The sequence below is a fragment of the Citrobacter sp. Cpo065 genome, from assembly GCF_030332805.1.
GTDB classification, from domain to species: Bacteria; Pseudomonadota; Gammaproteobacteria; order Enterobacterales; family Enterobacteriaceae; genus Citrobacter; species Citrobacter portucalensis.
Map to the genome: position 1 here is coordinate 258,508 of NZ_JAOWHC010000034.1, position 25,864 is coordinate 284,371.

The window sequence follows — 25,864 nt, forward strand, 5'->3', positions numbered from 1 at the left end:
TATCGAACGATAATAGGGCGTATAAATATAAGTGATTGATAAAACGTTTTATCCGTCACGTTATCAGGGAGTTTTCCGTTTTTATGGCTATAGCCAAAAAAATAACCATCCATGATGTTGCGCTGGCCGCGGGCGTTTCGGTTAGTACCGTCTCATTGGTGCTCAGTGGAAAAGGCCGTATTTCATCCGCGACCGGCGAACGGGTGAATGCCGCTATTGAGCAACTGGGGTTTGTGCGTAATCGCCAGGCATCAGCGCTGCGTGGCGGCCAGAGCGGAGTAATTGGTTTGATCGTGCGCGACCTTTCCACCCCGTTTTACGCCGAGTTGACAGCGGGTCTGACGGAAGCATTAGAAGCGCAGGGGCGCATGGTTTTTTTATTACATGGTGGCAGAGATGGCGAACAGCTGGCGCAGCGTTTCGCTATGCTGCTTAATCAAGGGGTTGATGGTGTGGTGATCGCCGGGGCAGCCGGCAGTAGCGACGACCTTCAACAACTGGCCGCCGATAAGGGGATTCCGGTAGTGTTTGCGTCTCGGGCCAGCTATCTGGATGACGTTGACACCGTCAGGCCTGACAACATGCAGGCAGCGCAATTGCTGGTTGAACATCTGATACGCCATGGGCATCAGCGCATCGCGTGGTTGGGGGGGCAGAGTTCTTCATTGACCCGCGCAGAGCGTGTCGGCGGCTATTGTACGACGTTGCTAAAGTATGGTTTACCGTTTCATAGCGACTGGGTGCTGGAGTGCTCATCCAGCCAAAAGCAGGCGGCAGAGGAGGTGACCGCGCTGTTACGTCGTAACCCAACGATCAGCGCAGTGGTGTGCTACAACGAAACCATAGCCGTTGGCGCCTGGTTTGGCCTGATGAGAGCAGGGCGTCAGAGTGGTGAAATTGGCGTAGATCGCTACTTCGAACAGCAGATCTCGTTAGCTGGATTTGCCGATGTAGCGGAAAATGCACTGGACGATATCCCCATTATTTGGGCCTGTACGCCCGCGCGTGAAATGGGATATACCCTTGCTGAGCGCATGCTACAGCGCATTGGGCACGATGATGGTCATTCGCGTAACTTAACGCTTTCCGCCCGTCTGGTGGTGGCAAAATAAAAAAGGCCCGATAAACACTCGGTTATCGGGCCTGTTGTCACGCGTATTTACTGTTGCGGAATAGCCGGGGCATCCGGCTCACCGAGAGAAGGCATACCGAACATGCCAACAAATTCATCCAGCGGCATTTTTTGTCCGTTTAACGTAACCTGGCCGTTTGCGTATTGTAGGCTGGAGCCGATGACGTTGTCCTGCATCGTTGTAATCCGGAACATCTGACCCATTGCCGCCAGGCCATTCACCTGTTGCTTCGCCAGATCGGCCGCTTGTTCCTGCTGATAGCCTTCAATTTTGGCAATCTGCGTCATGAACTCAGTCGCCATATCAACCGGAATCGTCAGCTTAGCATCCAGTGATTTGACCGAACGATCCACTTCCTGAGCCAGCGTTTGCGGTTCTTCAGTATTTGCTGTCGGATCTTTTAGCAGCAGTGACAGATTAAATGCAGTTTCACCTTTTGCATTTTTCCAGCTCAGCGGGGCAATGGTGATAACCGGCTCGCCTTTCATCAGAATCGGCAGCGCATTGAAGAAGGCTTCAGTGACTTTTTGCTGATAAAGCTCAGGATTTTGTACCACATCAATCTGCGCCATCAGCGCCTTGGTTTGGGCGCTATACTGCTGACTGAACTGGTGTAATGCTTCACCGTCAATCTGGCCAACTTTCAGCGTCAATTTACCGCTACCCATATCCTGACCCTGCAATTTCAGGCTGTTCAGCGTGTAATCCAGCTGGCTGTTGACAGTTTTACCCTCGTTGATCAGATCGGATTTGCCATCAATACCCATGCCTTCCAGTACCGCCAACTCTTTACCTTCGACGGAAATCGACAGTTTATCGAGTGACAATTTTTGGTCGCCGATGCGCTCACCAAAGCTGGCAATACTGCTGGAACCCTCAGTTTTCAGGTTATTGAAAGTCATTTGTACTTTCTGGTCATACTCGTTGACCGCATTGACCACGCCGCTTTGCGCATTGCCTGTCAGCGAGACAGCATTACCTTCTTTGTCTGCTGTAAACTGGAATTCCCCGCCACTGAAGGCTACTTTTTCGTCGCCTTTCTCATAGTTCAGTGGTTTGAGGGAGAGATCGGAACGGGTATCGCCGCTGTAGCTGATACGGGAGTTAATGACAAATGGCGACTCACCTTTGGCAATATCAAACAGCGGTTTGGTAACGTCGTTATTGACCAGCGTCGTTTTCACGGAGGCCATAGCCGGGACCATATTCAGTGATTTCAGTTGCGCCAGCGGGAATGGACCGTGATCGACGGTTTCATTCAGGACAATACTTTGCCCCGGTTTTAGCCAGGAATCTGCCTGCCCGGCGATTGGTTTCACCACCAATTGCAGTTGGCTATTGAACACCCCGCGCTGGTAGTTTTGATAACTCAGTTCAATGCCCGCCTCAGGGGAGAAACGTTTTAACTGATCGTTTGCCTGTGTCACCATCTCGGCGAGATGCGTTTCAAGTTTCTTACCTGTGTACCAGGCGCCGCCCGTCCAGACGATACCCAGCGCAACCACCACACCCGCAGCTACCAGCGATTTTTTCATTTCGATATCCATAAAATAAAACCAGGCGTTTGAAGACGCCTGGAGGAGTGACATGTCTTTAACTCACTACAGCTTAGCAAGAGTTGTTAAAAATATCAGTATCTTGCTATAGCTTGTTATAAACCCGGGCTAAACGACCTGCGCCACTGATGTTAACCGGCGATTCATTCGCACCAATAAAGGCCGATTCACCCGGTCGCAGAACCAGACGTTGCTCGCCTTTGCTCAGCACGGCTTCACCCTCTATGCAGAACAAAATAGCCGCACTTTGCTGGCTGATATCTGCGCCACTGGTAGTAAGCTCATGCAGGGAGAACGCAAAATCGTCAACCGGGATCGGGAAGTCCAGTTCACCATCAGATTCAACCGGCGTGGTCAGTAACTGGTTTGCTGGCTTGGCGACAAACTTCACGTTGGCGACCAGTTCCGGGATATCAATATATTTTGGTGTCAGTCCGGCACGCAGCACGTTGTCCGAGTTAGCCATCACCTCAAGCGCCACACCTTGCAGGTAAGCGTGCGGAGTTTCGGCAAATAAGAACATAGCCTCGCCTGGATTGAGTTTCACCACATTGAGCAGCAGCGGGGAGAAAAGCCCACTGTCGTTCGGGTAGACGTCGGCGATCAGACGGATGGTTTGCCAGGGTTCACCCTGCTGGCTGTTCAGCGCTGATTTCAGGATCGCCAACGCATGGGATTTCTCCTCATCCTGCATATTCAGCAAGCTGGCGAAAAGATAGCTCAGACGTTCCGCACTCGGTTCTTCCAGGAAATGTGCAATAGCTGGATGTGCGGCGGAAACGGGTTGTAACAATGCAACAATGTCAGAGAACTCGCGGAATGCGTTCATCGCCAGGAAAGGCGTCAAAGCAAATACCAGTTCTGGTTTGTGGTTAGGATCTTTGTAGTTGCGCTCGGCGGCATCCATCGGGATCCCCGCGGCGTTTTCTTTGGCAAATCCAATTTCAGAATTGTGCTTGTTAGGATGAACCTGAATCGAAAGTGGTTGAGCAGCGCAGAGTACTTTAAACAGGAAGGGCAGTTCACCAAAACGTTGCGCTACGGCTTCGCCTAGCAGTGCGGATTTATCGTGCTCGATAACGTCGCGCAGAGCAACCGTCTGACCGTCAGCGCCCAGAACCTGCGAACTGCTTTTCGGATGCGCGCCCATCCACAACTCAGCCATCGGTTGCTGAGTGGGGTTGGCAATGCCATAGAGTTCCGTTAACGCCGTTTTACTTCCCCAGGCGTAGTTCTGCACTGAGTTGATGAGTTTTTGCATTATCAAGCCCTGTTTCAATGTTGAATTTTCTACGGCTATTAAACCAAGAAACCCTGAGGGAAGTAACCTGCACATGTAAAAAGTCGTACTTGTCTCAGTTTTTGTTAAAAAAATGTGTAGGATATGGTGACTCGCTTTTAATACCCTGAGTAATTCCGGTTGCAGAAAGCTCTTCCTTCTACAACCGGATCTGCGGCAGGGAAGCAGGGCAATGGAACATCTGCCCAGAGAATAACCAGACCGAGCAGTAAGTGAGAGCACAATGTCAAACAAACCCTTTCATTATCAGCATCCTTTCCCCCTCAAAAAGGATGATACCGAATACTATCTGCTGACCAGCGACTATGTCTCTGTTGCCGAATTTGAAGGGCAGGAGATTGTTAAAGTTGCACCGCAAGCCTTAACCCTGCTGGCTCGTCAGGCCTTTCATGATGCGTCGTTTATGCTGCGTCCCGCACATCAACAGCAGGTAGCTGATATTCTGCGCGACCCGGAGGCCAGCGAAAACGACAAATATGTGGCCCTGCAATTCCTGCGTAACTCTGACATCGCGGCAAAAGGCATTTTGCCGACCTGTCAGGACACCGGAACTGCGATTATCGTGGGTAAAAAAGGTCAGCGTGTCTGGACCGGTGGGGGTGATGAGGAGGCGCTGGCACGAGGCGTCTATAACACCTACATCGAAGACAACCTGCGCTATTCACAAAACGCCGCGCTGAATATGTATAAAGAGGTGAACACCGGTACAAACCTGCCAGCCCAAATCGATTTGTATACCGTCGACGGAGATGAATACAAATTCCTGTGTATTGCCAAAGGTGGTGGTTCGGCGAACAAAACCTATCTGTACCAGGAAACCAAAGCGCTGCTAACGCCGGGCAAATTAAAAGATTACCTGGTTGAGAAAATGCGTACGTTGGGCACTGCGGCTTGTCCGCCGTATCACATCGCGTTCGTAATCGGTGGAACATCGGCAGAAGCCACGCTGAAAACGGTCAAACTGGCTTCTGCAAAATACTACGACGAATTGCCGACAGAAGGTAACGAACATGGTCAGGCATTCCGCGATGTTGAGCTGGAAAAAGAGCTGCTGATTGAGGCGCAGAATTTGGGGCTTGGCGCGCAGTTTGGCGGGAAGTACTTCGCGCATGATATCCGCGTGATCCGCCTGCCGCGTCACGGCGCGTCGTGTCCGGTTGGTATGGGCGTTTCTTGCTCAGCCGATCGAAATATCAAAGCCAAGATCAACCGCGAAGGTATCTGGATCGAAAAACTGGAGCATAATCCTGGGAAATTTATACCGGAAGAACTGCGCCAGGCGGGAGAGGGGGAAGCGGTGCGCGTTGACCTCAATCGTCCGATGAAAGAGATTCTGGCTCAGCTTTCCCAGTATCCGGTTTCCACGCGTCTGTCGCTCAACGGTACAATTATCGTTGGCCGTGATATTGCGCATGCGAAACTGAAAGAACGTCTGGATAACGGCGAAAGTTTGCCGCAGTATGTTAAAGATCACCCGATCTATTACGCAGGTCCGGCAAAAACGCCGGAAGGCTATGCCTCTGGTTCGCTGGGGCCAACTACTGCCGGACGTATGGACTCATATGTTGACCAGCTTCAGGCCGCTGGTGGGAGCATGATTATGCTGGCGAAAGGCAATCGCAGCCAGCAGGTGACCGATGCTTGCCATAAACATGGCGGCTTCTATTTGGGCAGTATTGGCGGCCCCGCAGCGGTACTGGCTCAGGGCAGTATTAAGAGCCTGGAGTGCGTGGAATACCCGGAACTCGGGATGGAAGCCATCTGGAAAATTGAAGTAGAAGATTTCCCGGCATTTATCCTGGTAGATGACAAAGGCAACGATTTCTTCAAGCAAATTCAGACGTCGCAGTGCGCACGCTGCGTTAAGTAACGTCAGCCGCCCTTCGGGGCGGTTTTTTTTACCGCACGAACCACCAAACGACAGCTTTATCCTCGTTAATACTCATAAGACCAATGCAAATGGGCAATGTCGAAACATAACCTAATCAACTGTTAATGTAAGGAGCAGGTAATGGTAACGGTACGCCGCGAGAATGATTCAATGGGGGCGATTGATGTTCCTGCCGATAAGCTTTGGGGCGCGCAAACCCAACGTTCGCTGGAGCATTTTCGTATCTCTACGGAGAAAATGCCGGTCTCGCTGATCCATGCGCTGGCGCTGACGAAACGCGCCGCGGCAAAGGTTAACCAGGATCTGGGGCTGCTGGCGGAGGATAAAGCCAGGGCTATTATGCAGGCTGCAGATGAGGTGTTGGCAGATAAACACCGCGATGAGTTTCCGCTGGCCATCTGGCAAACCGGCTCAGGCACGCAAAGCAATATGAACATGAACGAGGTGCTGGCAAACCGGGCCAGCGAATTGCTGGGCGGCGTGCGGGGGATGGAGCGAAAAGTACACCCCAACGATGATGTCAATAAAAGCCAAAGCTCGAACGATGTCTTCCCGACCGCAATGCACGTTGCCGCACTGCTGGCGCTGCGTAAATCTTTGATCCCACAATTAAATGTGTTGACCAAAACGCTCAGTGATAAGTCCCACGCTTTCGCCGATATCGTTAAAATTGGTCGTACACATCTGCAAGATGCAACTCCACTTACGCTTGGCCAGGAGATTTCCGGCTGGGTAGCAATGCTTGAACATAACCTCAGACACATTGAAAACAGTTTACCGCATGTGGCAGAACTGGCGTTGGGGGGAACCGCGGTAGGTACCGGACTGAACACTCATCCCGAATACGCCCGCCGGGTCGCGGACGAACTGCGGGTCATTACCTGCGCGCCGTTCGTTACCGCTCCGAATAAATTTGAAGCGCTGGCCACCTGCGATGCCCTGGTTCATGCCCACGGAGCGCTAAAAGGGCTGGCAGCGTCGCTGATGAAAATCGCCAACGATGTACGCTGGCTGGCATCTGGCCCGCGCTGTGGTATTGGCGAAATTTCAATTCCGGAAAACGAACCGGGCAGCTCGATCATGCCGGGTAAAGTCAATCCTACCCAGTGTGAAGCGCTGACCATGTTGTGCTGCCAGGTGATGGGTAACGATGTCGCCATCAATATGGGCGGGGCGTCAGGTAACTTTGAGCTCAACGTCTATCGACCGATGGTCATCCACAACTTCCTGCAGTCGGTACGCCTGCTGGCGGACGGTATGGAAAGCTTCAATGAACATTGCGCGACGGGAATCGAGCCCAACCGTGAACGAATAGATCAACTGCTCAATGAGTCGCTGATGCTGGTGACCGCGCTCAACACCCATATCGGTTACGATAAAGCGGCTGAAATTGCCAAAAAAGCGCATAAAGAAGGGCTGACGCTAAAAGCCTCCGCTCTGGCGCTGGGATATCTAACCGAAGCGGAGTTCGACAGCTGGGTACGTCCGGAGCTGATGGTTGGCAGCATGCGGCCAGGCAGTTAATCCGCAACGTACAGGTGCAGCCGGGGAATAATCAATCTCAACGGCTGCGCCTGAGGTTTAAAGCGATGCTGAACGTTATCGGCATCGTAATTCAGTAACTCGCCGATATCCGGTACGGTCATACCGTTGTCGTCATTAAGCAGTGCAATTAGTGGCGTCGGGCAGGCATATTGCACCTGTTTTTGCTCTCCTTTGTACCAGACTCGGGCAATAGGCTGCACTTTTACCGGCCTTTTAATTTTCAGGCGGGCCTGCTGCGGTAAGTCGGCGATATCCTGATATTCGCGTTCAAGCTTCGCCTGCCATTCTTCACGTGTCCAGGGATGTACGCTGCGCGGTGAGGTCAGGCTTTTTTCCAGTTGCTGCAGTACTTCATCACGTTTCAGGTTTTTAATAATGTGCTTGTTAGCCCAGCCGAATCGCAGGGTGGCAGGATCTCTGACAACGGTGAGCGTGCGATAGGCATTCAGTGTAATCAGCCCCGGCAGGTGGCGATGCACCCATTCGAAACGTGCTGCCGGCGCCAGCCCTGATTCTACTGTAACAATGCGCTCGAAGGTGGTTTTCAACTGGTTTATACGCTGGATTTGTTCTTCCAGAGCACATTGCCCCGCATTATCAACCTGGTAGCACAATACACCCGGCAGGCGGACGGCCGCTTTGCTGCTGCGGTTTTCGGACTGCTGCTGAATAAACAGGTGACGGTAATGGCGCAGTGCCAGAGCTTCAGCCTCTTTGCCTAAATGCTGCTTAACATCAATGTTTTGCAGAGGGGCATGCTCTGCCTCTTTGACCACTTCCGGTAACGAGAATACGCGGGCAATAAGCAGCGTTTGCTGCAACAGGTTTTCGTTCAGAAGCGCCAGTTCTTGTTCCATCTGGCGAAAGGTGCCGTTCAGGCGGTCAACGAGATCGTAACGGGCCATAGATTTACCATTTTAGTTACAACATACTTTTTTTATAGCACAACATCCACCGCCTGGCCACCGAGCAGAATAGGTCAGGCAGCCGAAATTTCAGGAATGTTATGCCAGACGGGCCAACGGAAAGTAAACCGGGCGCCGCCAAGTTCACTTTTATCACAGACGACCGTCCCTCCCATAGCCAACGCTATTGAGTGGACGATGGCTAACCCAAGCCCACAACCCCCGGTCGCCCGATCACGGCTGGGATCAAGGCGTACAAACGGTTCAAAAATCTGTTCGCGAGCGTCTGGTGCAATGCCGGGACCGTCGTCTTCCACTACCAGCGTGGCTTGATTGCCGTTCAGCAGCAGACTGGCTTGCACTGTAGACTGGCAATAGCGCAGGGCATTGTTCAGCAAATTATCCAGGACCCGCTCCATCAGGCGCATATCCAACGCGCCGTAGTCGCCAGTTTCGAGATGACGTAAGTGCACCTCACGGTCAGGATTCACGCTTTGCACATCCTCCAGATGGGTGGTTAACCAAGCAGGCAAGTCCGGTACACTGAGCTTCAGTTCATTTTGCGGGCGATCCAGGCGGGCGTAGGTCAGTAACTCTTCGATCAACGCTTCCAGTTGGCCAATATCACGATTCAGAGCCTGAGATTCCTGCTCGGTGAGGTTATCACTCATTTCCAGCCGGTAACGTAAACGTACCAGCGGGGTACGAAGCTCATGGGCAATACCATCGATGAGCTGTTTTTTACTGGCGATCAGCGCATTGATATTGTCGGCCATTTGGTTAAACGCTACGCCCAGGCGCTCAAAGCTGGAACCGCTGTCAAAATGAAGGCGTTCACTCAGATGACCTTCACCAAAACGTTGTGCGGCGGATTCGAGTCTGAGCATTTCCTGCCAGTGCGGGCGCATCCAGATCAGTACCGGGAAGGCCAGTGAGATAGCAATAAACGCCATCAGCGCGATGTCCAGCAAGCGCATTTGATGGAGAAAATAGAGGTAGGGAACCGGACCGACGGCCAGCACATAATGGCTGCGAGGAATGCGTTGAATGAAGGTGTATTGATCGTCAAGTGCCACAATATCGCCTTCGCGTAAACGCTGCATGGTTGGGGTATCCAGTGTGTACTTATTCAGCGGTTCAACGCGAAGGTCAAATGAGAGGTTTAAATCCATCTCCTTCAGCGTCTTACCCCAGTCACGTGGCGGGATTTCGCGTAGTTCACTGCGCATCAGGTACAACGAGCTTTTCATCAAATCGTCGAGCGACTGCCTGCCTGCGCGTTCTGCGGTGAATTTGTATACCAGACCGACCAACAGGGTCATCACCAAAAAGCAGACAAACAGCAGGAGGTAAAACTGCACAAACAGTTTCTTCATAAAAAATCACCGAACGCTCAATAAGTTAGCGAGTGCACGTGTCCCACAGGGGAAAAGTGAGCACAGCGGTATCCGCCGATGCGTGGGTTCAAAAAGGTTCTCCGATCACCATCCGGCGTGCTTGTCCACGCAGAGTACACTGTATATCTCTTTTCTGCATTCTTATGGCTCCTACGGGCGCGGAATGACCTTTCGCTGGATCACGCATTGCTTTCTACGCTGTAAGTTAATCAAAATCGGGATGGGGTTGTTCTGGCGTATGTCACGACCGCACCTAAAAGGTTACTTCGTTTCTCAACGTAGATGGTGTTGTTATATTCGTAGTTACCTTCGGGATAGCAAATTCTTATGTTAGTCCCGAGATCCGGATCGTCAACATCAGCCCCCGAACAGCTTTTAGAACTTCCTGTAGCATAGACGTATGTGGCGGTATAGGACGAGGGGACACCCGGAATGAACCAGGTTATCGCCATAACCATGATCACTGAAAACAGCACCATGGCAATGCTGATGCCACCAAATAATTTCAGATAGGTTTGGAAGGGACTTTTTTTCATTATCCCATTACCTACCAGAAATAAGGTAATTAACAATGACACTGCCAGAGAAATAAGCATGAGGTATTTGGATGTGAGCGGGTAGAGAAATGTCGCTCTGTATACCGTTACCTTCCACCAGTAAAAGAGAAAAATTGCGCCGAGAGATGAGACGGTAATAAAAAACAAATATGGATATGAGTATTTTCTCATCCTTGTGACTCCAGAACAATTTCTCCATTTGGGTTTAATAAATTATCATTTGTTTTGAATAATGAAAACGACTCTCTTGTTTGAATTGTTAGGTACCCCGCAGACCAGAGAATTTGCGCTATCTTTGGGGATATAGGCATAATAATAAAAGGGATATTCTCACCCGTGGCAGGGATGACTGACCTTGCGTATAATGCGTGCCGATACTTCCTGAAAAGTGCTGTGACTGAAAATATGAATCTCAATCGCTGTTGTTATTCGCTACTCATTTTCGCAGCGGTCGGCTGCATTTTCACCGCTTATCCTCTTGTTATATGGTTTCTACTCGCCAACGTTTTGACGCTGCTGTTATACGGCGTGGACAAAATGGCGGCACGCAAGGACTGGCGCAGAGTGCCGGAATCCACATTGCTGGTGTTTGGCGTTGTGGGCGGGTGGGGCGGCGCGATAGCGGGTCAACAAATCTTTCGCCATAAAACACAAAAGCAGCCTTTCAAAACCTACTTTATTATCAGTGTGATAGTGAGTGTTTCTGTGATGGGCATGATTTATAAGTTCTATCCATTTTTCCTTCCTGAGCATGGTTGGTGAATAAACTGCCGGTTTATTTGAGGCAGGAAATATATTTTTCACCTGAACGGCGCACAATTTCATCGGCATTTTGCGTAATATCTTTACCTTCAAATGCGCCGTAAAGTTGCTTAAATTTCACTGTTCTCAGGCGTTGGATGATGTCGCTGACGGTGGCGGCTGGCAACGGTAGCATATTGGGGTAGCTCCACATAAATGAGACTGCATGGGCACCTGGTGTAACTTGAACGATGTCGCCAGAAAGCACCACGCCTTCGTCACGCGCCCAGTGCAGGATGCAGCCGCCAGCAAAGTGCCCGCCGAGACGTATCATCGTGACGTCACGGGTTAACTCAATGGTGTCGCCATCCCAGAATCTAATCCACGGGCTGTCACGCATTACCCACCTTCTGTCGCTGGCATGAAGGTAAATCGGCGCGTTAAATTCCGCAGCCCAGTCCTGCATGGTGGTGTAGTAATGAGGATGCGAAATCGCGATAGCCTTAAGGCCGCCAAGGGACGTTATTAGCGTTTTTGTGGCATCGTCGAGCGTGGCAATGCAGTCCCACAGAATATTTCCTTCTGGGGTACGCACAAGAAACGCGCGCTGATCAATTGCAAAATCAGGAACGGTGCGGATGCTGAGGAGGGTACTGTCGTGTTGCTTCCACTTATTTGTATGCGATGCACACAGGGTGTCAAAATCGATCCATTTCTGCCCGCTTGTGGGGACATATTGACGTTCATCCAGGCAGATATCGCAATGTTCCGGATGGGCGCCAGTTCCCTCATAGGATGTTCCACAGGTTTTGCATAACGTGATCATCGTGTCCTCCTCATATACCGAACACAGTCAGCATGGCACACAGATACACAAGGATGTGCCTGTTAGTGCTCTACCCGATAAGTCAGTGATGATGGAAGTGGGGGTTGTGGCTCAACCAAAAGAAAACAGGAATAATGCCGACACGGATCTTTTTGATTACCATCTTCCAGAGAAAAATGAGGATATTGTTTGGAAAATCGTCTGTTCAACACCTGGCTTAACCGTTGGGGACTCACTCCAGATGGTGAACCGTTTGAAACGCACACATCGCAGCTTTTGCCTGTGGTGGTGGTCAAGGACGGGCAGAAAGCCATACTAAAGATCACCGATGATGACAGTGAACGGATCGGCTGTGAACTCATGGTCTGGTGGAACGGAAATGGCGCAGCGAAAGTACTTGCTCATGCAGCAGGGGCGATTCTGCTGGAACGTGCGACGGGGACAGAGTCTTTAGCGGACATGTCCTGGACTGGCAACGATGCGCAGGCCTGTCGCATTATTTGCCATGCTGCCAGTAGACTCCATCTCTCCCGAAATGCTTCTACGCCTGCGTTAACACCTCTGCACCATTGGTTTCGCGATCTGGCTCCAGCCGCGAAAAAGCATGGCGGTATCCTAACGCGTTGTGCTGCGGTGGCAAACGTACTGCTATCTTCACCCCATGATGAAGTCGTATTACATGGCGATCTACACCACGGCAATATTCTTGATTTCGGAACGAGAGGATGGCTGGCTATCGATCCCAAAGGGCTGGTGGGCGAGCGTGGCTTTGATTACGCCAATATCTTTACTAACCCCGATCTTGCCGAACCTACCAGACCTGTCGCCATTGAGCCGGAAATATTCACGCAACGAGTCAACATTGTGTCTGAAATCGCCAGAATTGAACGGCAGCGTTTACTGATGTGGATTGTTGCCTGGTGTGGGTTGTCGTCCGTCTGGTTTCTGCAAGAGGGTGACAGCGCAACGGTACCTCTGCGTATTGAGGAGCTAGCGATGGCAGAACTTGCTTCAGGTGGTAATCAATTTTGATCTACGACACTGGGTTAGTAATTCTTAAGAGTTATCATTAGCCTGGTAAACGTTGTATTAATCAATCAATGAACGGCGGTGTGGTGTGTTGTTGAGCGAAAATTTGACAGGCCGGAAACAATGAACGCATTGTTTTCATTATTAAAAAAACGCCCGAATATTCTTTTGTTGATGGTCTTACTCATCGGGGCAAACATCGTAGCGTGGCTGTGGGCTTTCACCGCGTTTAGCAACAATACTTCCTTACTGGCACTGAGTCTGATTGCGTGGTGCTATGGTTTGCGCCATGCCGTTGATGCCGATCATATCGCCGCGATAGACAGCGCGACGCGTAAACTCATGCAGCAGAAAAAACGTGCCCTGACAACGGGGGCCTGGTTTTCTCTGGGACACTCTACCATTGTGGTGCTGGCCAGCATTGGCATTGCGCTAACTACCAGCGTGTTTAAGCAACATATGGCATGGTTTCAGAATGTCGGTGGTCTGATAGGAACTACGGTCTCTGCCGTATTTTTGCTGATTCTGGCTACCATCAATCTCATTATTTTCTGCCAGGTCTGGAAGGCATTCCGCCATCTTAAACGCACCGGTACTTACGATGGCACCACGGAAGACATTACAGTTTCAGGCCCTCTGAACTGGCTTTTCCGCTCAGCGTTTCGGCTGGTAGGTAAAGACTGGCATATGTATTTTGTCGGCTTTCTGTTTGGTCTGGGTTTTGATACCGCCACTGAAATTTCTTTGCTGGGAATTTCTGCTTCAAGCGCGTCCAGCGGCATGTCAGTTTGGTCAATTCTCGTATTCCCGGCGCTGTTTACCTGCGGTATGGCGTTAATTGATTGTCTCGACAGTATTCTGATGGTTGAGGCCTACGGATGGGCGTTCAATAAGCCGCAACGTAAGCTCTATTACAATATGACCATTACCGGGACTTCCGTGATTGTTGCGCTATTTATTGGCGGGCTGGAGGCGCTGGGACTTCTCTCTGACGCGTTTTCGCTTCAGGGGGGGGGGTGGGATACCGTCAGCAATTTGAGTGACCATATGGGGAATGTCGGTTTTGCGATTATTGGCGTCTTTATCGGCTGCTGGATTATCTCCGCCGTAAACTATCGTTGGAAAAAATACGACGGACTGACGTTTAGTTAGCTATCAATGTGACAGTGTAACGCCAGATAATTAAGAGAGCCGATCAAAGTGATCGGCCCGGTTGGATTACTTATGAGGCTCGTCATCCCAGGCGTGCGGTGCGAACAGATAACCTTTGTTGCGTACCGTTTTGATTCGATAGGGTTCAGTCGCGTTATCGAGCAGTTTTTTGCGTAAGCGGGAAATCGCGACATCGACGCTGCGATCCATGCCGTCATAACTTACGCCACGCAGGTTTTTTAGCAACGCATCACGGTCCATAATCTGCCCGGCATGGGTTGCCAACTCCCACAGTAATTCAAAATCAGCGGTGGAAAGAGAGATTTGCTCGCCGCCGAGCAGCACGGATCGGTTGGTGGGATCGATAGTGAGTGTGCCAAAACGAAGCGTTGTGTGCGGTGTGATGGTTGCCGCCTGAATGCCTTTAGACTGTGCTGAGTGTTCATTCTGGCGCAGGTGCAGGCGCAGGCGAGCCAGCAGCACAGCTGGCGGCGTTGTTTTCAGGATGTAGTCACAGGCACCCATTTCCAGCGCCAGGATATGGTTCATGTCGCTGTCCAGCGAGGTGAGCAGAACAATCGGGCCTTGCCAGCGTCCGCGTAAATCGCGGCAGATAGTCATCCCGTCTTTGCCCGGCAGCATGATATCTAATAACACCAGATCGGGTTGAACGTGCAGGATTTTCTCCTCGGCCAAATCACCACGAGGTTCAAGGATAACCTCAATATCATGCCGGGCCAGATAGGCTGCAATCAGTGAGCCAACTTCGGGATCATCTTCAACAAATACGATGGTGTTCATATCATTCATTTTGAATATAAAACGCCAACATACACCGCCCCGGTTTTTCCTTCCATTAATCTTTTCTAAACAAGAACGCTTCCGTTATGCTAGAGGCTGATGTTATTGATGTGTTAAGGCAGAGTGATGGGACTCGTTATAAAAGCGGCGCTCGGTGCGCTGGTGGTGGTGTTGATAGGTTTGCTGGCGAAAACAAAGAATTACTATATTGCTGGATTAATTCCACTGTTCCCGACGTTTGCGTTGATTGCCCACTACATCGTGGCCAGTGAGCGTGGGATCGAGGCGTTACGTACAACCATTGTATTCAGTATGTGGTCGATTATTCCCTATTTTGTCTACCTTGTTTCACTGTGGTATTTCACCGGGTTTATGCGCTTACCCATCGCGCTCGGCGGTGCAGTAGTGTGCTGGAGCCTGAGCGCGTGGTTACTGATCTTTTGTTGGATCAAACTGCACTAACGTAGATGACGCCCGCCATCAAGGGCAAAACTACGTCCGGTGACAAAACAACTGGTTAGTAGGTAGTCAATTAAATCAATGACCTCTTTTTCACCAGGCGCGGTTTTCATCAGTGATTTGTTTAGTGCCTGCTGGCGATACTCTGCATCGTCACCCTCGTTAAACAGGATAAGTGAGGGGGCAATCGCGTTCACTTTCACTTCCGGTGCCAGTTTGCGCGCGAACGAGCGGGTCATATTATCCAGCGCCGCTTTGCTGGCAGCATAAGCAATGTGTTTGTCGCTGCCACGCTCCACAACATAATCCGTAAAATGGATGATGTCGCTGGCTGCGTGCCCATGACCGCGTAGCAATCCTTCCAGCGCGTGGTTGAGCAGGTAGGGCGTATTGACGTGGATCTGCATCATGCGTGAAAGTACTTCGCTAAGCGGTGTGCCGGGTTTTTCGGCGACCCAGGCGCTGGCATTGTGCACAATGGCGCGCAAGCCATCCGTCTGCGCTTTGACCTCATCAGCAAAGGCCAGTACGCCTTCATCCGTGGAAAAGTCAGCCGGGATACAAATCGCGCCCGCTTCTCGCAGGCCGTCAATGGCAGGATAGTGAGTTCGGTAGCTGACGATAACTGGCTGTTTTTGGTTCAGAAAGTGCCATGCGACGGCGAGGCCGATACGACGACCGCCTCCGGTGATAAGAATTGGCAAAGGGTTTTTTTTACCCATCGTAATCTCCATATGTCGCGAACGATGGGTATAACGTTATCCCATCAGCATCCAGGTAGCCGGCACAGCAGCAACAAGCAACAGGCCGATCAGCGCCATCTCCTGGCGTTTTAATACGTTTTCATGCGTGTGCGTTTTACGGGCATAAAGGAAAACCAACAGCCCTGGCGCATACAACACTACAGACAGCAGTAGGTGCATCGGACCTGACGCATACAATAACCATATGCCATAAATACTCGCGCCGATACCGACAGCCTTATGAATCGGACGGGTGGCAATTTTTAACAGAAATGCGCCGACCAGCAAATAGGGCACCAGAATCATCTCTGAGGCGATTGTCAGTAACGTATTGTAGTCGGAGCCTGTGAGCCAGATTAGCACAAGGCAGATTTGTACGCAGATGTTGGTTAGCCACAGCGATGCCGATGGCGCACCCTGTGCATTCTGTCGCGCAAAAATACGCGGAAACGCTTTGTGCGTGGAGGCGAGGAACGGCACTTCAGCCGCCATAATCGTCCAGCTTAAATAGGCACCACACACGGAAACAATCAGACCCGCGGCAATAATAATTTCGCCCCATGGCCCCATCATTTTAACCATCAGACCGGCCATTGATGGATTGCGGATCTCTGCCAGTTCTGGCCGCGCGACAACGCCTAGAGATAGCAGGGTGACTAGCAGGTAAACGCCCAGTGCGGCGAGTACAGCTAACAGCGTGGCGCGACCAACATCGCGTTTATTTCTGGCGCGGGCAGATACCACCACCGCGCCTTCCACACCAATGAAAACCCACAGGGTGATGAGCATGGTGTTTTTGACCTGCTCCCAGACAGGCACGCCCAACGCGACGCCGGTAAAATCGAGAGTAAAGGTGTCGAGCTTAAACAGCATGAATGCCAGCACGATAAAGAGGCCTAGCGGCAATAGTTTTGCCAGAGTAGCGGCCAGGTTAATGCTGGCCGCGGTTTGTACTCCCCGCAACACCAGAAAATGGACTATCCATAACAGTACCGATGCGCCGACAATCGACTGCCAGGTATTACCGTCGCCGAACAGACGTAATTCCGGTGTGTCGGTAAAGAAACTGAGCGCAGAGAAGACGATGACCAGATATGAAACGTTAGCGATAACAGCGCACAGCCAGTATCCCCACGCAGAGCAGAAGCCAATCAACTCGCCGAAACCTTCACGTGCATAGGTGAAGATACCGCCGTCCAGTTCAGGACGGATACGCGTCAGGATCAGCATGGCAAAGGCGAGCAAAAGAATACCCGCACCGGTAATCGCCCAACCAATCAATAATGCGGCCGGGCTGGCTACTGCTGCCATATTTTGTGGCAGGCTGAAAACGCCAGCGCCGAGCATTGAGCTTAAAACCAGCGCGGTCAGTGCGCTCAGACCCAATTTCTTTTCCATTTGTATCCAGTTACAAAAACGAGAGTGAGAGAATAATTATTTTGGCAAACCGCATAAAAATGGTGAAAGCCACTAAGGCGCGGGATTTTACGGAGAGAAGAGAACGCATGCAATGGGGATAGAGAGATTTGTGACTAATAGTGTGAAAAGTTGTCTTAATACTGCTGTTTTTGTTTTGTCTGGAAACAGAACTGCGCGAAATTATCAGGTCTACAAGGACTGTAGACCTGATAAGGCATTGGGTATTACTTATACAGATCGGCGCTGATCGTCACGTTGTTACCACGTTCTGACCACTGGCGGGTAATGTGATAGTACTTCGCGCCTTTCTTCGCTGCGCGTTTTGCTACCTGATAAGAGACTTCCGTCATGTTGCCGTAGTTACCGGTGAACTTGATGCTGTCGAACGGTACCATCATGGCGGCTGTCGCTTTGTTCAGTTCTTCAACTTTGGTTCCATCCGGTAGCGTGACAGTGTAACGTCCGCCTTTGGTCGATTGCGTTTCGAAGAAGCGGCCGACTTCAGCACTCGGAGAAGCGGTAGTTGCTACGCCCGGGATCTCAACTTTCTTCGCGGCTTCGCCACCTGCTGCTAATGCGGCACGACCAGCATCTGAATCTGCTGGGATCGCATCAGGGCTTTGTACAATGCGTTTTTTAGCATCAGCTTTATAGATGAATGCAGTAATACGCTGGTTGCCGCCCTGGTTGGCATCGACCTGACGCACGATATAGAAGGAGTAAGCACCTTTCTCTTTCGCTGCTTTGGTGATGGCATCGTTTACTTCAGGCTGGCTACGGTAGAAACCTTGCACTGTAACGGTGTCGTAAGGTTCTATCAGAACGGCCTGATCTTTTGGCAATTCCATAACGCCGTTAATGACACGGTTTTTTGACGCTTCCGCTTTTTCAGCGTCGGCTTTATAGACGTCGGCAACAACGCGCCAGTTACCGCCGCTGCCAAAATCTGAGGTATCAACAACATAAAAGGAGGCTGCACCGTCTTTATCTGCACGGCGCGAAACGGCAGCAACCGCATCACCGATAGCATTAAAACGACCGGTGACCACAATGCGGTCATAGGGTTTCAGGGCAGCCGCTTGCTCCGGCGTCAATTCTGTCGCTGCATTTACAGAAAAAGCAGTCGCAGAAATTAGTGCGGACGCCAGGAGAGTGTTCTTAAGCTTCATAAAAATAATCCTTCGCCTTGCGCAAACCAGGTACTGGTATTGTTATTGACTAGAAACGTCGCTGATTATTGCATTTAAATTGTGTCAGTGTCTGCGTCATTTTTCACTCATCGTGTCACGTTAGGTAACAACAGCGATAACATTTTGTGATATGCCGAAAATTTCGGCGTTTGGTGACCAAAACTGATAAAGCAGTTGAATTTCATAAGTTAATTTAATGTTAATTAATTGTTTTTGGCAGGTAGGTAATCATGTTTTGCCGCTTCGCTTGAGCGAATTATCAGCCTTTGTGGGCTATTTTTAGGGCATTTTATCTGTCTGAGGTTCGATTCATCTCTATTTCGCGAATTTCATAATAAATACTGTTTTTTGGCGCTAGATCACAGGCGTCATTTTCAGTAGGTTATACAGAGTTTGTTACTGTTTTATTTTATTGAGGTAACACTGACCTCTTTCGAGAGTGCGCGCATGCCTCGTGCGAACATTGATAAACCATCATCATAATTACAGATGGAAGGGAACATTATGCGAATTGGCATACCAAGAGAACGGTTAACCAATGAAACCCGCGTTGCAGCCACGCCGAAGACGGTTGAGCAGCTGCTTAAACTGGGTTTCAGCGTCGCGGTTGAAAGCGGTGCAGGTCAACTGGCGAGTTTTGACGATAAGGCGTTTGTACAAGCAGGCGCAGAAATTGTTGATGGAAATGCAGTCTGGCAGTCAGAGATCATCCTGAAGGTCAATGCGCCGGAGGAGGCGGAAATTCCGTTACTCAATCCGGGCACGACGCTGGTGAGTTTTCTTTGGCCCGCGCAAAACCCTGAGCTGCTGCAAAAACTTGCAGAGCGCAACGTGACGGTCATGGCGATGGACTCCGTGCCGCGTATTTCGCGCGCGCAGTCGCTGGATGCCTTAAGCTCGATGGCGAACATCGCCGGGTATCGCGCTATTGTTGAAGCTGCACATGAATTCGGTCGCTTCTTCACCGGCCAGATCACCGCCGCAGGCAAGGTTCCACCTGCCAAGGTCATGGTGATTGGTGCGGGTGTGGCAGGTCTTGCGGCGATCGGTGCGGCAAACAGCCTGGGCGCTATCGTGCGCGCTTTTGATACCCGTCCGGAAGTGAAGGAACAAGTGCAGAGTATGGGCGCAGAGTTCCTTGAACTGGACTTTAAAGAAGAAGCGGGCAGCGGCGATGGCTATGCCAAAGTGATGTCCGAAGCGTTCATCAAAGCTGAAATGGAACTCTTCGCTGCGCAGGCGAAAGACGTCGACATTATCGTTACCACAGCGCTGATTCCGGGCAAACCGGCCCCGAAACTGATCACCCGTGAAATGGTCGATTCGATGAAAGCGGGCAGCGTAATTGTCGATCTTGCCGCGCAAAACGGCGGTAACTGCGAATATACCGTGCCTAATCAGGTGACCACCACCGAGAACGGGGTGAAGGTTATCGGCTATACCGATCTGCCTGGCCGTTTGCCAACGCAATCTTCCCAGCTGTACGGCACGAACCTCGTCAACCTGCTCAAACTGTTGTGTAAAGAGAAAGACGGCAATATCACTGTCGATTTTGACGACGTGGTTGTGCGTGGTGTCACGGTGGTTCGTGATGGTGAAATCACCTGGCCTGCGCCACCGATCCAGGTTTCTGCTCAGCCGCAGGCAGCGCCAAAAGCCGCACCTGCGCCGAAAGAAGAGAAAAAACCTGTCTCTCCGTGGCGCAAATATGCGCTGATGGCGCTGGTAGTGATTTTGTTTGGCTGGCTCGCCGACGTCGCGCCGAAAGAGTTCCTTGGTCACTTTACGGTGTTCGCGCTTTCCTGCGTGGTGGGTTACTACGTGGTCTGGAATGTGTCACATGCGTTGCATACTCCGCTGATGTCTGTGACTAACGCCATCTCGGGGATTATCGTGGTTGGGGCGTTATTGCAAATTGGCCAGGGTGGCTGGGTGAGTTTCCTGAGCTTTATCGCGGTGCTTATTGCCAGCATTAATATTTTCGGTGGCTTCACCGTGACTCAGCGCATGCTGAAAATGTTCCGGAAAAACTAAGGGGTAACATATGTCTGGAGGATTAGTTACAGCTGCATACATTGTTGCCGCGATCCTGTTTATTTTTAGTCTGGCGGGGCTTTCGAAACACGAAACCTCTCAGCAGGGTAACAACTACGGCATCGCCGGGATGGCGATTGCGCTGATTGCTACGATTTTTGGCCCGGATACCGGCAACGTTGCGTGGATCCTGGTAGCGATGATCATCGGCGGCGCGATTGGTATTCGTCTGGCGAAGAAAGTCGAAATGACCGAGATGCCGGAGCTGGTGGCGATTCTGCACAGCTTCGTCGGTCTGGCTGCGGTACTGGTGGGGTTCAACAGCTACCTGTATCACGATACGGGCCTGGAGCCGATTCTGGTGAACATTCACCTGACGGAAGTGTTCCTGGGTATCTTCATCGGTGCGGTGACCTTTACCGGTTCTGTGGTGGCCTTTGGCAAACTGCGCGGCAAGATCTCCTCTAAACCGCTGATGCTGCCGAATCGTCACAAAATGAACCTGGCGGCGCTGGTTGTTTCTTTCCTGCTGCTGGTGGTGTTTGTTCGTACCGAAAGCGTGGGCCTGCAGGTTCTGGCGCTGCTGGTGATGACCATTATTGCACTGGCTTTTGGCTGGCATCTGGTGGCGTCCATTGGCGGTGCGGATATGCCGGTTGTTGTTTCAATGCTTAACTCCTATTCAGGATGGGCGGCGGCGGCGGCGGGCTTTATGCTGAGCAACGATCTGCTGATCGTTACCGGTGCGCTGGTCGGTTCTTCTGGTGCAATCCTGTCTTACATTATGTGTAAGGCGATGAACCGTTCATTTTTCAGCGTTATTGCGGGCGGCTTTGGTTCTGACGGTTCTTCTACCGGATCTGATGAAGAAGTTGGTGAACATCGTGAGATTACTGCGGAAGACACAGCAGAAATGCTGAAGAACTCGCACTCCGTGATCATCACCCCGGGCTACGGCATGGCAGTGGCTCAGGCACAGTATCCGGTCGCGGAAATTACTGAGAAACTTCGCGCGCGCGGCATCAAAGTGCGTTTTGGTATTCACCCGGTAGCAGGGCGCTTGCCAGGTCATATGAACGTGCTGCTGGCGGAAGCCAAAGTACCTTATGACATCGTGCTGGAAATGGATGAGATCAACGATGATTTCGCCGATACCGATACCGTGCTGGTCATTGGTGCCAACGACACGGTAAACCCGGCGGCGCAGGATGACCCGCGCAGCCCGATCGCCGGCATGCCGGTGCTGGAAGTGTGGAAAGCACAGAACGTAATTGTGTTCAAACGTTCAATGAACACCGGCTATGCAGGTGTGCAGAACCCGCTGTTCTTTAAAGATAACACCCATATGCTGTTTGGCGATGCCAAAGCCAGCGTGGATGCGATCCTGAAAGCGCTGTAATTGCCAGTAAAAGTAAGACGGCCTCTGCGGAGGCCGTTTTTTTAAACATCCAGTTTACGTTGGGTGATCCATTCCACACGAGCCGGATCGCGATGCGAGAAGAACGCGCTGGTTCCGCTGTCCATCGCGGCAATTTGCGTCATCTCTTCCGCCGTTAGGGCAAAGTCCAGCACCTGAATATTCTCGGCCATCCGCGTTTTACGCACGGTTTTCGCCAGCGAAATTATCCCACGTTGATAAATCCAACGCAGCACGACTTGACCAACGCTTTTGCCATATTTTTCACCAATAGCCGATAAGACCGGGTTCTGAAACAGGTCATTGCGTCCTTCAGCGAACGGCGCCCAGGCTTGTGGTTGAATATTCCGGCTCTGCATCCAGGCTACGGCATGCGGTTGCTGATGAAAAGGATTCACCTCAATCTGGTTAACGGCTGGAATAATGCGATTGAAAGCGATTAAATCCGCCAGACGATCCGGATGAAAGTTACTCACGCCAATCGCGCGGATTTTCCCTTCTTCATATAATTCTTCCATCGCGCGCCAGGCACCGTGCACATCGCCATAGGGCTGATGAATCAAATAAAGGTCAATATAATCCAGTTGAAGCCGTTGCAGAGAACGTGCGAATTGCGCCTTTGCGCCTGCATAGTTGGTATCCTGTAACCACAGTTTGGTAGTCATAAAAAGCGCCTCGCGGGGGACTCCGCTTTGCTTAAGTGCATTGCCGACCTGAGTTTCATTCTGGTAGGAGGCAGCGGTATCAATCAGGCGATATCCTGTATCAATGGCATCCCGTACGGCTTGCTCACATTCGCTGGCATCGGTCATTTGATAAACGCCAAATCCGAGCAGGGGCATCTCAACACCGTTATTCAGAACTGTTGTATTCATTGGGTTCTCCTGAGCATCATCGTTGCATTGGCTGCAGATTAGCAAATCTGTGTTGATACGATTAGTCTGTGAAATTCGCATGGACCTATGAGTAGAATTCATTTCTGAAAGGTAATTATTGGAAGTCAGTCACAAAATATGACGCATATGATTTCACCATTCATGATTTCAGTTCATAAACTCATGCGGTTTTAACCGTCTAATCACGGCAATACGTTGTCTATATACTGCGACCTGACTTTTTAGAACATGACAGGGCACTATGCGTACACGTGAACATGCCTCACCGGTAACTACCGCAAGCCAGACCGGTCTTACTTTTATTCTGATCCTCAGTGGCCTGATGGCCTTTACATCGCTTTCTACCGATATTTATCTTCCAGCAATGCCGACGATGGCCGAGGATTTACATGGCAATGTTGAGCTGACGATTACTGGTTTCTTAATTGGTTTTACTATCGCACAGTTGATTTGGGGGCCGATTAGCGATCATATGGGGCGGCGCAAGCCGCTGTTTATCGGCATGGTGCTATTTATCATTGGTTCCGCAGGGTGTGCGCTGTCTACAAGTATCACGCAAATTGTTTTCTGGCGGGTATTTCAGGCGCTTGGAGCCTGTACCGGACCTATGCTGGCGCGAGCGATGATCCGCGATCTCTTTGCACGTACTCGTGCGGCGCAAATGCTCTCGACCCTGGTGTTGGTGATGGCGATTGCGCCAATCGCCGGACCGTTGATTGTCGGGCAAATTATTCGCCTGAGCACCTGGCACTCAATTTTTTGGCTGCTGGTGGTGATTGGTGCGCTGATGTTTATCTCCCTAAACTGGCTGCCCGAAACATTGCCGGAAGATAAACGAGTGAAAGCCTCTTTGGCTGGCGCATTTCGTAATTACCGCTCGTTGTTAACGAATGGGCGTTTTATGCGCTATACCCTGAGCCTGACGTTTTATTACGTCGGTGCGTACGCGTTTATTACCGGGTCACCGTTTGTTTATATTAGCTATTACCATGTTGATCCACAGCATTACGGCTGGTTGTTTGCGCTAAACATTATCGGTGTTATGGCGATGAGCGTGGTTAACCGTCGTCTGGTTCAACGACATGCTCTGGAACAACTGCTGAAATATGCGACGATGCTGGCGGCGCTGGCCGCAGTGGCGCTTGCACTGCTGGTTAAGCTGGAGTCAGGCGGAATTGTTGCCATTATCGTTTCCATTTTTCTGCTGTTCTCGATGAATGGCATTATTGCCGCGACGTCGACTGCCGCGGCGTTGGACGCGGTACCGAACATTGCGGGTTCAGCTTCGGCGCTGATTGGCGCGTTGCAATATGGCAGCGGTATTATCTCATCGTTGCTGCTGGCCGCCTTCAGTGATGGCACGCCCTGGACCATGGCGTGGATAATAGCGCTATTTACGCTGTTAAGCGCCGTTTTGGCTTTCCGCGTGAAACGATAAAGGAAATGCCCCGCAATGGCGGGGCGAAAACTCATTCTTTGTTCAGATCGCTAAGTAGTACGGCAATACTTTGACCGCCGTTGGTTTGCTCAAGCGCGATTTTCACGATGATGGTCAGCGGCACAGAAAGCAGCATCCCCACGGGACCGAGCAACCAGCCCCAGAAGATTAACGACAGAAATACTACCAGCGTGGACAGCCCCAGCCCGCGGCCCATGATCCGCGGCTCGAGGATATTCCCGAATACCAGGTTGATGACCAGATAGCCTGCCAGAACCACCAGCGCATCGTAAAGACCGCTGAATGCCAGCACCTGAGCAATAGGGGGAATGGCCGCCAATACAGAACCGATATTAGGGATGTAGTTCAGGGCGAAGGCCAGTAATCCCCAGACAAAGGCAAAGCGCACATCCAATGCAGCAAGCATGCCCCAGGCGACCAACCCGGTCACAATGCTGATTGCCGTTTTAAGCACCAGATAGTGGGAGACGCTGTCGATGGCGCGTTGAATCGCCGCCATACCTTCAATGGGGCGACTCATCATTTGTTTGAGTTTGTTGGGCAGTTGCGGTACTTCCAGCAGCATAAAAACTACCGTCAGTAGCAGTAAAAATATCGATGACATAGCATTTGAAAGCTGCGCCAGTAAATTGGTCACCAGCGTCATTGCCGCGTTAGGATCGATATATTTGACGAGCTCGTCCACGGAAACGCCGATCCCTGCGCGTTGTAACCATGGTTCAAGATTTTTTAGTGGGATAACCAGTGAAGAGCGATATTGCGGTAGCGTTCGCGCAAGTTCATTTAAGGATGTACCTAAATACGCCAACAGCAGCACCATTAACATTACAATAATAACGATAAGCAATGACACCGCAATTACGCGCGGTATGCGAAGCTTGACCATCCGCTGCACCACGGGATTGAGCACAACGGCTATAAATAACGCCAGAATAAAGGGGACGATGATATCTGCGGCAAAGCGAATACCGCTCAGGATGATAACCAGCATGCCCAGCATAATGACTATTTTTAGACCGTTAAGCGTGATGATCGGTTTCGCCATGTGTATTCCCGCATTTTTCATTTTTGAATCTGCATAATAATGTGATTTGCGTCGAGCCGTTATAACAAAAATCAAACGGGGCAGGTAAAGAAGTGAAAAGACTTTGAGTTCGTCTTGAAGCTATGATACAAATCATCTGTGTTTAACTACCGAGGACAATTATCATCCGCGATGATGAGAAGCAACACTGCGGATAATTGTAATATTATGGACAATATGTTCAGGATGTTTTTGCGTTTACCTACACTTCTTCGTACCTCCTCTACTTTCTTGCTTGCGGGTGAGCAACACTGGCGCAACGCGCTTTAGTCCCTTCTTCTGCCTGAGCTGGCGCTGTGCGCTGAGCTAACTAATTTTATTTTTTGGTTT

The 25,864-nt window shown here is 50.9% G+C and carries 23 protein-coding genes; 11 read left to right on the forward strand and 12 right to left on the reverse strand.

Features of this window, described 5'->3' with window-relative positions:
- Nucleotides 1-83 precede the first annotated feature (83 nt).
- Nucleotides 84-1,112 (forward strand): Mal regulon transcriptional regulator MalI, encoded by a 1,029-nt coding sequence (locus OGY68_RS17400; protein WP_048226587.1) that lies wholly within the window; start codon nt 84-86, stop codon nt 1,110-1,112.
- Between the two features lie 47 nt (nt 1,113-1,159).
- Here the strand turns inward: OGY68_RS17400 and OGY68_RS17405 are convergent, their stop codons facing one another.
- The gene (locus tag OGY68_RS17405) at nt 1,160-2,668 is read right to left on the reverse strand and encodes a YdgA family protein (RefSeq protein WP_071446516.1); all 1,509 of its coding nucleotides are present in this window, start codon (nt 2,666-2,668) and stop codon (nt 1,160-1,162) included.
- Between the two features lie 106 nt (nt 2,669-2,774).
- Nucleotides 2,775-3,950 carry a mannose-6-phosphate isomerase gene (gene manA / locus OGY68_RS17410; RefSeq protein ID WP_008784694.1) on the reverse strand — a complete coding sequence of 392 codons (1,176 nt, stop codon included), beginning with the start codon at nt 3,948-3,950 and terminating at the stop codon, nt 2,775-2,777.
- Nucleotides 3,951-4,212: 262 nt separating this feature from the next.
- On the opposite strand from manA, the gene fumB reads away from it, so the two are divergent.
- Complete coding sequence (gene fumB / locus OGY68_RS17415) at nt 4,213-5,859, forward strand: class I fumarate hydratase (protein ID WP_057068930.1); 1,647 nt, start codon at nt 4,213-4,215, stop codon at nt 5,857-5,859.
- 141 nt (nt 5,860-6,000) lie between these two features.
- The gene (gene fumC, locus OGY68_RS17420) at nt 6,001-7,404 is read left to right on the forward strand and encodes a class II fumarate hydratase (RefSeq protein WP_003028966.1); all 1,404 of its coding nucleotides are present in this window, start codon (nt 6,001-6,003) and stop codon (nt 7,402-7,404) included.
- Here fumC and tus read toward each other — a convergent pair.
- The 3 genes from tus to OGY68_RS22920 all read right to left on the reverse strand — a co-directional run bounded on the left by tus (nt 7,401) and on the right by OGY68_RS22920 (nt 10,455).
- Nucleotides 7,401-8,330 carry a DNA replication terminus site-binding protein gene (gene tus / locus OGY68_RS17425; RefSeq protein ID WP_057068932.1) on the reverse strand — a complete coding sequence of 310 codons (930 nt, stop codon included), beginning with the start codon at nt 8,328-8,330 and terminating at the stop codon, nt 7,401-7,403. The genes fumC and tus overlap by 4 nt on opposite strands.
- A gap of 74 nt (nt 8,331-8,404) precedes the next feature.
- Nucleotides 8,405-9,706, reverse strand: coding sequence for a two-component system sensor histidine kinase RstB (gene rstB / locus OGY68_RS17430; RefSeq protein WP_286617288.1), 1,302 nt, complete (start codon nt 9,704-9,706; stop codon nt 8,405-8,407).
- 230 nt (nt 9,707-9,936) lie between these two features.
- The gene (locus OGY68_RS22920; RefSeq protein ID WP_057068933.1) at nt 9,937-10,455 is read right to left on the reverse strand and encodes a hypothetical protein; all 519 of its coding nucleotides are present in this window, start codon (nt 10,453-10,455) and stop codon (nt 9,937-9,939) included.
- 234 nt (nt 10,456-10,689) lie between these two features.
- On the opposite strand from OGY68_RS22920, the gene OGY68_RS17440 reads away from it, so the two are divergent.
- Nucleotides 10,690-11,046: a DUF1294 domain-containing protein gene (locus tag OGY68_RS17440; RefSeq protein WP_057068958.1), complete on the forward strand. Its 357-nt coding sequence runs from the start codon at nt 10,690-10,692 to the stop codon at nt 11,044-11,046.
- A gap of 13 nt (nt 11,047-11,059) precedes the next feature.
- On the opposite strand, the gene OGY68_RS17445 is transcribed toward OGY68_RS17440, so the two are convergent.
- On the reverse strand, nt 11,060-11,851 hold the full coding sequence (locus tag OGY68_RS17445) for an MBL fold metallo-hydrolase (protein ID WP_286617290.1): 792 nt from the start codon (nt 11,849-11,851) through the stop codon (nt 11,060-11,062).
- A 189-nt stretch (nt 11,852-12,040) separates the two neighbouring features.
- On the opposite strand from OGY68_RS17445, the gene OGY68_RS17450 reads away from it, so the two are divergent.
- Nucleotides 12,041-12,883, forward strand: a complete 843-nt coding sequence (locus OGY68_RS17450; RefSeq protein WP_057068937.1) for an aminoglycoside phosphotransferase family protein — start codon at nt 12,041-12,043, stop codon at nt 12,881-12,883.
- 120 nt (nt 12,884-13,003) lie between these two features.
- Nucleotides 13,004-14,032: a HoxN/HupN/NixA family nickel/cobalt transporter gene (locus OGY68_RS17455; protein WP_286579471.1), complete on the forward strand. Its 1,029-nt coding sequence runs from the start codon at nt 13,004-13,006 to the stop codon at nt 14,030-14,032.
- A 66-nt stretch (nt 14,033-14,098) separates the two neighbouring features.
- Here OGY68_RS17455 and rstA read toward each other — a convergent pair whose 3' ends face one another.
- Nucleotides 14,099-14,842, reverse strand: coding sequence for a two-component system response regulator RstA (rstA, locus tag OGY68_RS17460; protein ID WP_057095100.1), 744 nt, complete (start codon nt 14,840-14,842; stop codon nt 14,099-14,101).
- Nucleotides 14,843-14,959: 117 nt separating this feature from the next.
- Here rstA and OGY68_RS17465 point away from each other — a divergent pair, with 117 nt between their 5' ends.
- Nucleotides 14,960-15,295 carry a GlpM family protein gene (locus OGY68_RS17465; RefSeq protein ID WP_008784705.1) on the forward strand — a complete coding sequence of 112 codons (336 nt, stop codon included), beginning with the start codon at nt 14,960-14,962 and terminating at the stop codon, nt 15,293-15,295.
- Here OGY68_RS17465 and folM read toward each other — a convergent pair.
- The 3 genes from folM to ydgH all read right to left on the reverse strand — a co-directional run bounded on the left by folM (nt 15,292) and on the right by ydgH (nt 18,623).
- The gene (folM, locus tag OGY68_RS17470) at nt 15,292-16,014 is read right to left on the reverse strand and encodes a dihydromonapterin reductase (RefSeq protein WP_020996413.1); all 723 of its coding nucleotides are present in this window, start codon (nt 16,012-16,014) and stop codon (nt 15,292-15,294) included. The two genes, OGY68_RS17465 and folM, sit on opposite strands and share 4 nt — an antisense overlap.
- Nucleotides 16,015-16,050: 36 nt before the next feature.
- Nucleotides 16,051-17,433, reverse strand: a complete 1,383-nt coding sequence (locus OGY68_RS17475) for an amino acid permease (RefSeq protein ID WP_008784707.1) — start codon at nt 17,431-17,433, stop codon at nt 16,051-16,053.
- Between the two features lie 245 nt (nt 17,434-17,678).
- The gene (gene ydgH, locus OGY68_RS17480) at nt 17,679-18,623 is read right to left on the reverse strand and encodes a DUF1471 family protein YdgH (RefSeq protein ID WP_003832856.1); all 945 of its coding nucleotides are present in this window, start codon (nt 18,621-18,623) and stop codon (nt 17,679-17,681) included.
- Nucleotides 18,624-19,148: 525 nt separating this feature from the next.
- Between ydgH and pntA the strand changes: the two genes are divergently transcribed.
- Nucleotides 19,149-20,678, forward strand: a complete 1,530-nt coding sequence (gene pntA / locus OGY68_RS17485) for a Re/Si-specific NAD(P)(+) transhydrogenase subunit alpha (protein WP_020996412.1) — start codon at nt 19,149-19,151, stop codon at nt 20,676-20,678.
- 10 nt (nt 20,679-20,688) lie between these two features.
- A complete protein-coding gene (gene pntB / locus OGY68_RS17490; protein ID WP_003832859.1) occupies nt 20,689-22,077 on the forward strand; it encodes a Re/Si-specific NAD(P)(+) transhydrogenase subunit beta in 1,389 nt (462 codons plus the stop codon).
- 41 nt (nt 22,078-22,118) lie between these two features.
- Here pntB and OGY68_RS17495 read toward each other — a convergent pair whose 3' ends face one another.
- Nucleotides 22,119-22,970 (reverse strand): aldo/keto reductase, encoded by an 852-nt coding sequence (locus OGY68_RS17495; protein WP_057068941.1) that lies wholly within the window; start codon nt 22,968-22,970, stop codon nt 22,119-22,121.
- A 262-nt stretch (nt 22,971-23,232) separates the two neighbouring features.
- On the opposite strand from OGY68_RS17495, the gene OGY68_RS17500 reads away from it, so the two are divergent.
- On the forward strand, nt 23,233-24,429 hold the full coding sequence (locus tag OGY68_RS17500) for a multidrug effflux MFS transporter (RefSeq protein ID WP_286617293.1): 1,197 nt from the start codon (nt 23,233-23,235) through the stop codon (nt 24,427-24,429).
- 31 nt (nt 24,430-24,460) lie between these two features.
- Here OGY68_RS17500 and OGY68_RS17505 read toward each other — a convergent pair whose 3' ends face one another.
- Nucleotides 24,461-25,495 (reverse strand): AI-2E family transporter, encoded by a 1,035-nt coding sequence (locus OGY68_RS17505; protein ID WP_003832866.1) that lies wholly within the window; start codon nt 25,493-25,495, stop codon nt 24,461-24,463.
- Between the two features lie 138 nt (nt 25,496-25,633).
- Between OGY68_RS17505 and OGY68_RS22965 the strand changes: the two genes are divergently transcribed.
- Complete coding sequence (locus tag OGY68_RS22965; protein ID WP_087050578.1) at nt 25,634-25,804, forward strand: protein YdgV; 171 nt, start codon at nt 25,634-25,636, stop codon at nt 25,802-25,804.
- Nucleotides 25,805-25,864 lie beyond the last annotated feature (60 nt).

Coding starts and splice junctions, on each gene's coding strand:
- OGY68_RS17400 (WP_048226587.1), top strand. CDS start 84: ATGGCTATAGCCAAAAAAATAACCATCCATGATGTTGCGCTGGCCGCG.
- OGY68_RS17405 (WP_071446516.1), bottom strand. CDS start 2,668: ATGAAAAAATCGCTGGTAGCTGCGGGTGTGGTGGTTGCGCTGGGTATC.
- manA (WP_008784694.1), bottom strand. CDS start 3,950: ATGCAAAAACTCATCAACTCAGTGCAGAACTACGCCTGGGGAAGTAAA.
- fumB (WP_057068930.1), top strand. CDS start 4,213: ATGTCAAACAAACCCTTTCATTATCAGCATCCTTTCCCCCTCAAAAAG.
- fumC (WP_003028966.1), top strand. CDS start 6,001: ATGGTAACGGTACGCCGCGAGAATGATTCAATGGGGGCGATTGATGTT.
- tus (WP_057068932.1), bottom strand. CDS start 8,330: ATGGCCCGTTACGATCTCGTTGACCGCCTGAACGGCACCTTTCGCCAG.
- rstB (WP_286617288.1), bottom strand. CDS start 9,706: ATGAAGAAACTGTTTGTGCAGTTTTACCTCCTGCTGTTTGTCTGCTTT.
- OGY68_RS22920 (WP_057068933.1), bottom strand. CDS start 10,455: ATGAGAAAATACTCATATCCATATTTGTTTTTTATTACCGTCTCATCT.
- OGY68_RS17440 (WP_057068958.1), top strand. CDS start 10,690: ATGAATCTCAATCGCTGTTGTTATTCGCTACTCATTTTCGCAGCGGTC.
- OGY68_RS17445 (WP_286617290.1), bottom strand. CDS start 11,851: ATGATCACGTTATGCAAAACCTGTGGAACATCCTATGAGGGAACTGGC.
- OGY68_RS17455 (WP_286579471.1), top strand. CDS start 13,004: ATGAACGCATTGTTTTCATTATTAAAAAAACGCCCGAATATTCTTTTG.
- rstA (WP_057095100.1), bottom strand. CDS start 14,842: ATGAATGATATGAACACCATCGTATTTGTTGAAGATGATCCCGAAGTT.
- OGY68_RS17465 (WP_008784705.1), top strand. CDS start 14,960: ATGGGACTCGTTATAAAAGCGGCGCTCGGTGCGCTGGTGGTGGTGTTG.
- folM (WP_020996413.1), bottom strand. CDS start 16,014: ATGGGTAAAAAAAACCCTTTGCCAATTCTTATCACCGGAGGCGGTCGT.
- OGY68_RS17475 (WP_008784707.1), bottom strand. CDS start 17,433: ATGGAAAAGAAATTGGGTCTGAGCGCACTGACCGCGCTGGTTTTAAGC.
- ydgH (WP_003832856.1), bottom strand. CDS start 18,623: ATGAAGCTTAAGAACACTCTCCTGGCGTCCGCACTAATTTCTGCGACT.
- pntA (WP_020996412.1), top strand. CDS start 19,149: ATGCGAATTGGCATACCAAGAGAACGGTTAACCAATGAAACCCGCGTT.
- pntB (WP_003832859.1), top strand. CDS start 20,689: ATGTCTGGAGGATTAGTTACAGCTGCATACATTGTTGCCGCGATCCTG.
- OGY68_RS17495 (WP_057068941.1), bottom strand. CDS start 22,970: ATGAATACAACAGTTCTGAATAACGGTGTTGAGATGCCCCTGCTCGGA.
- OGY68_RS17500 (WP_286617293.1), top strand. CDS start 23,233: ATGCGTACACGTGAACATGCCTCACCGGTAACTACCGCAAGCCAGACC.
- OGY68_RS17505 (WP_003832866.1), bottom strand. CDS start 25,495: ATGGCGAAACCGATCATCACGCTTAACGGTCTAAAAATAGTCATTATG.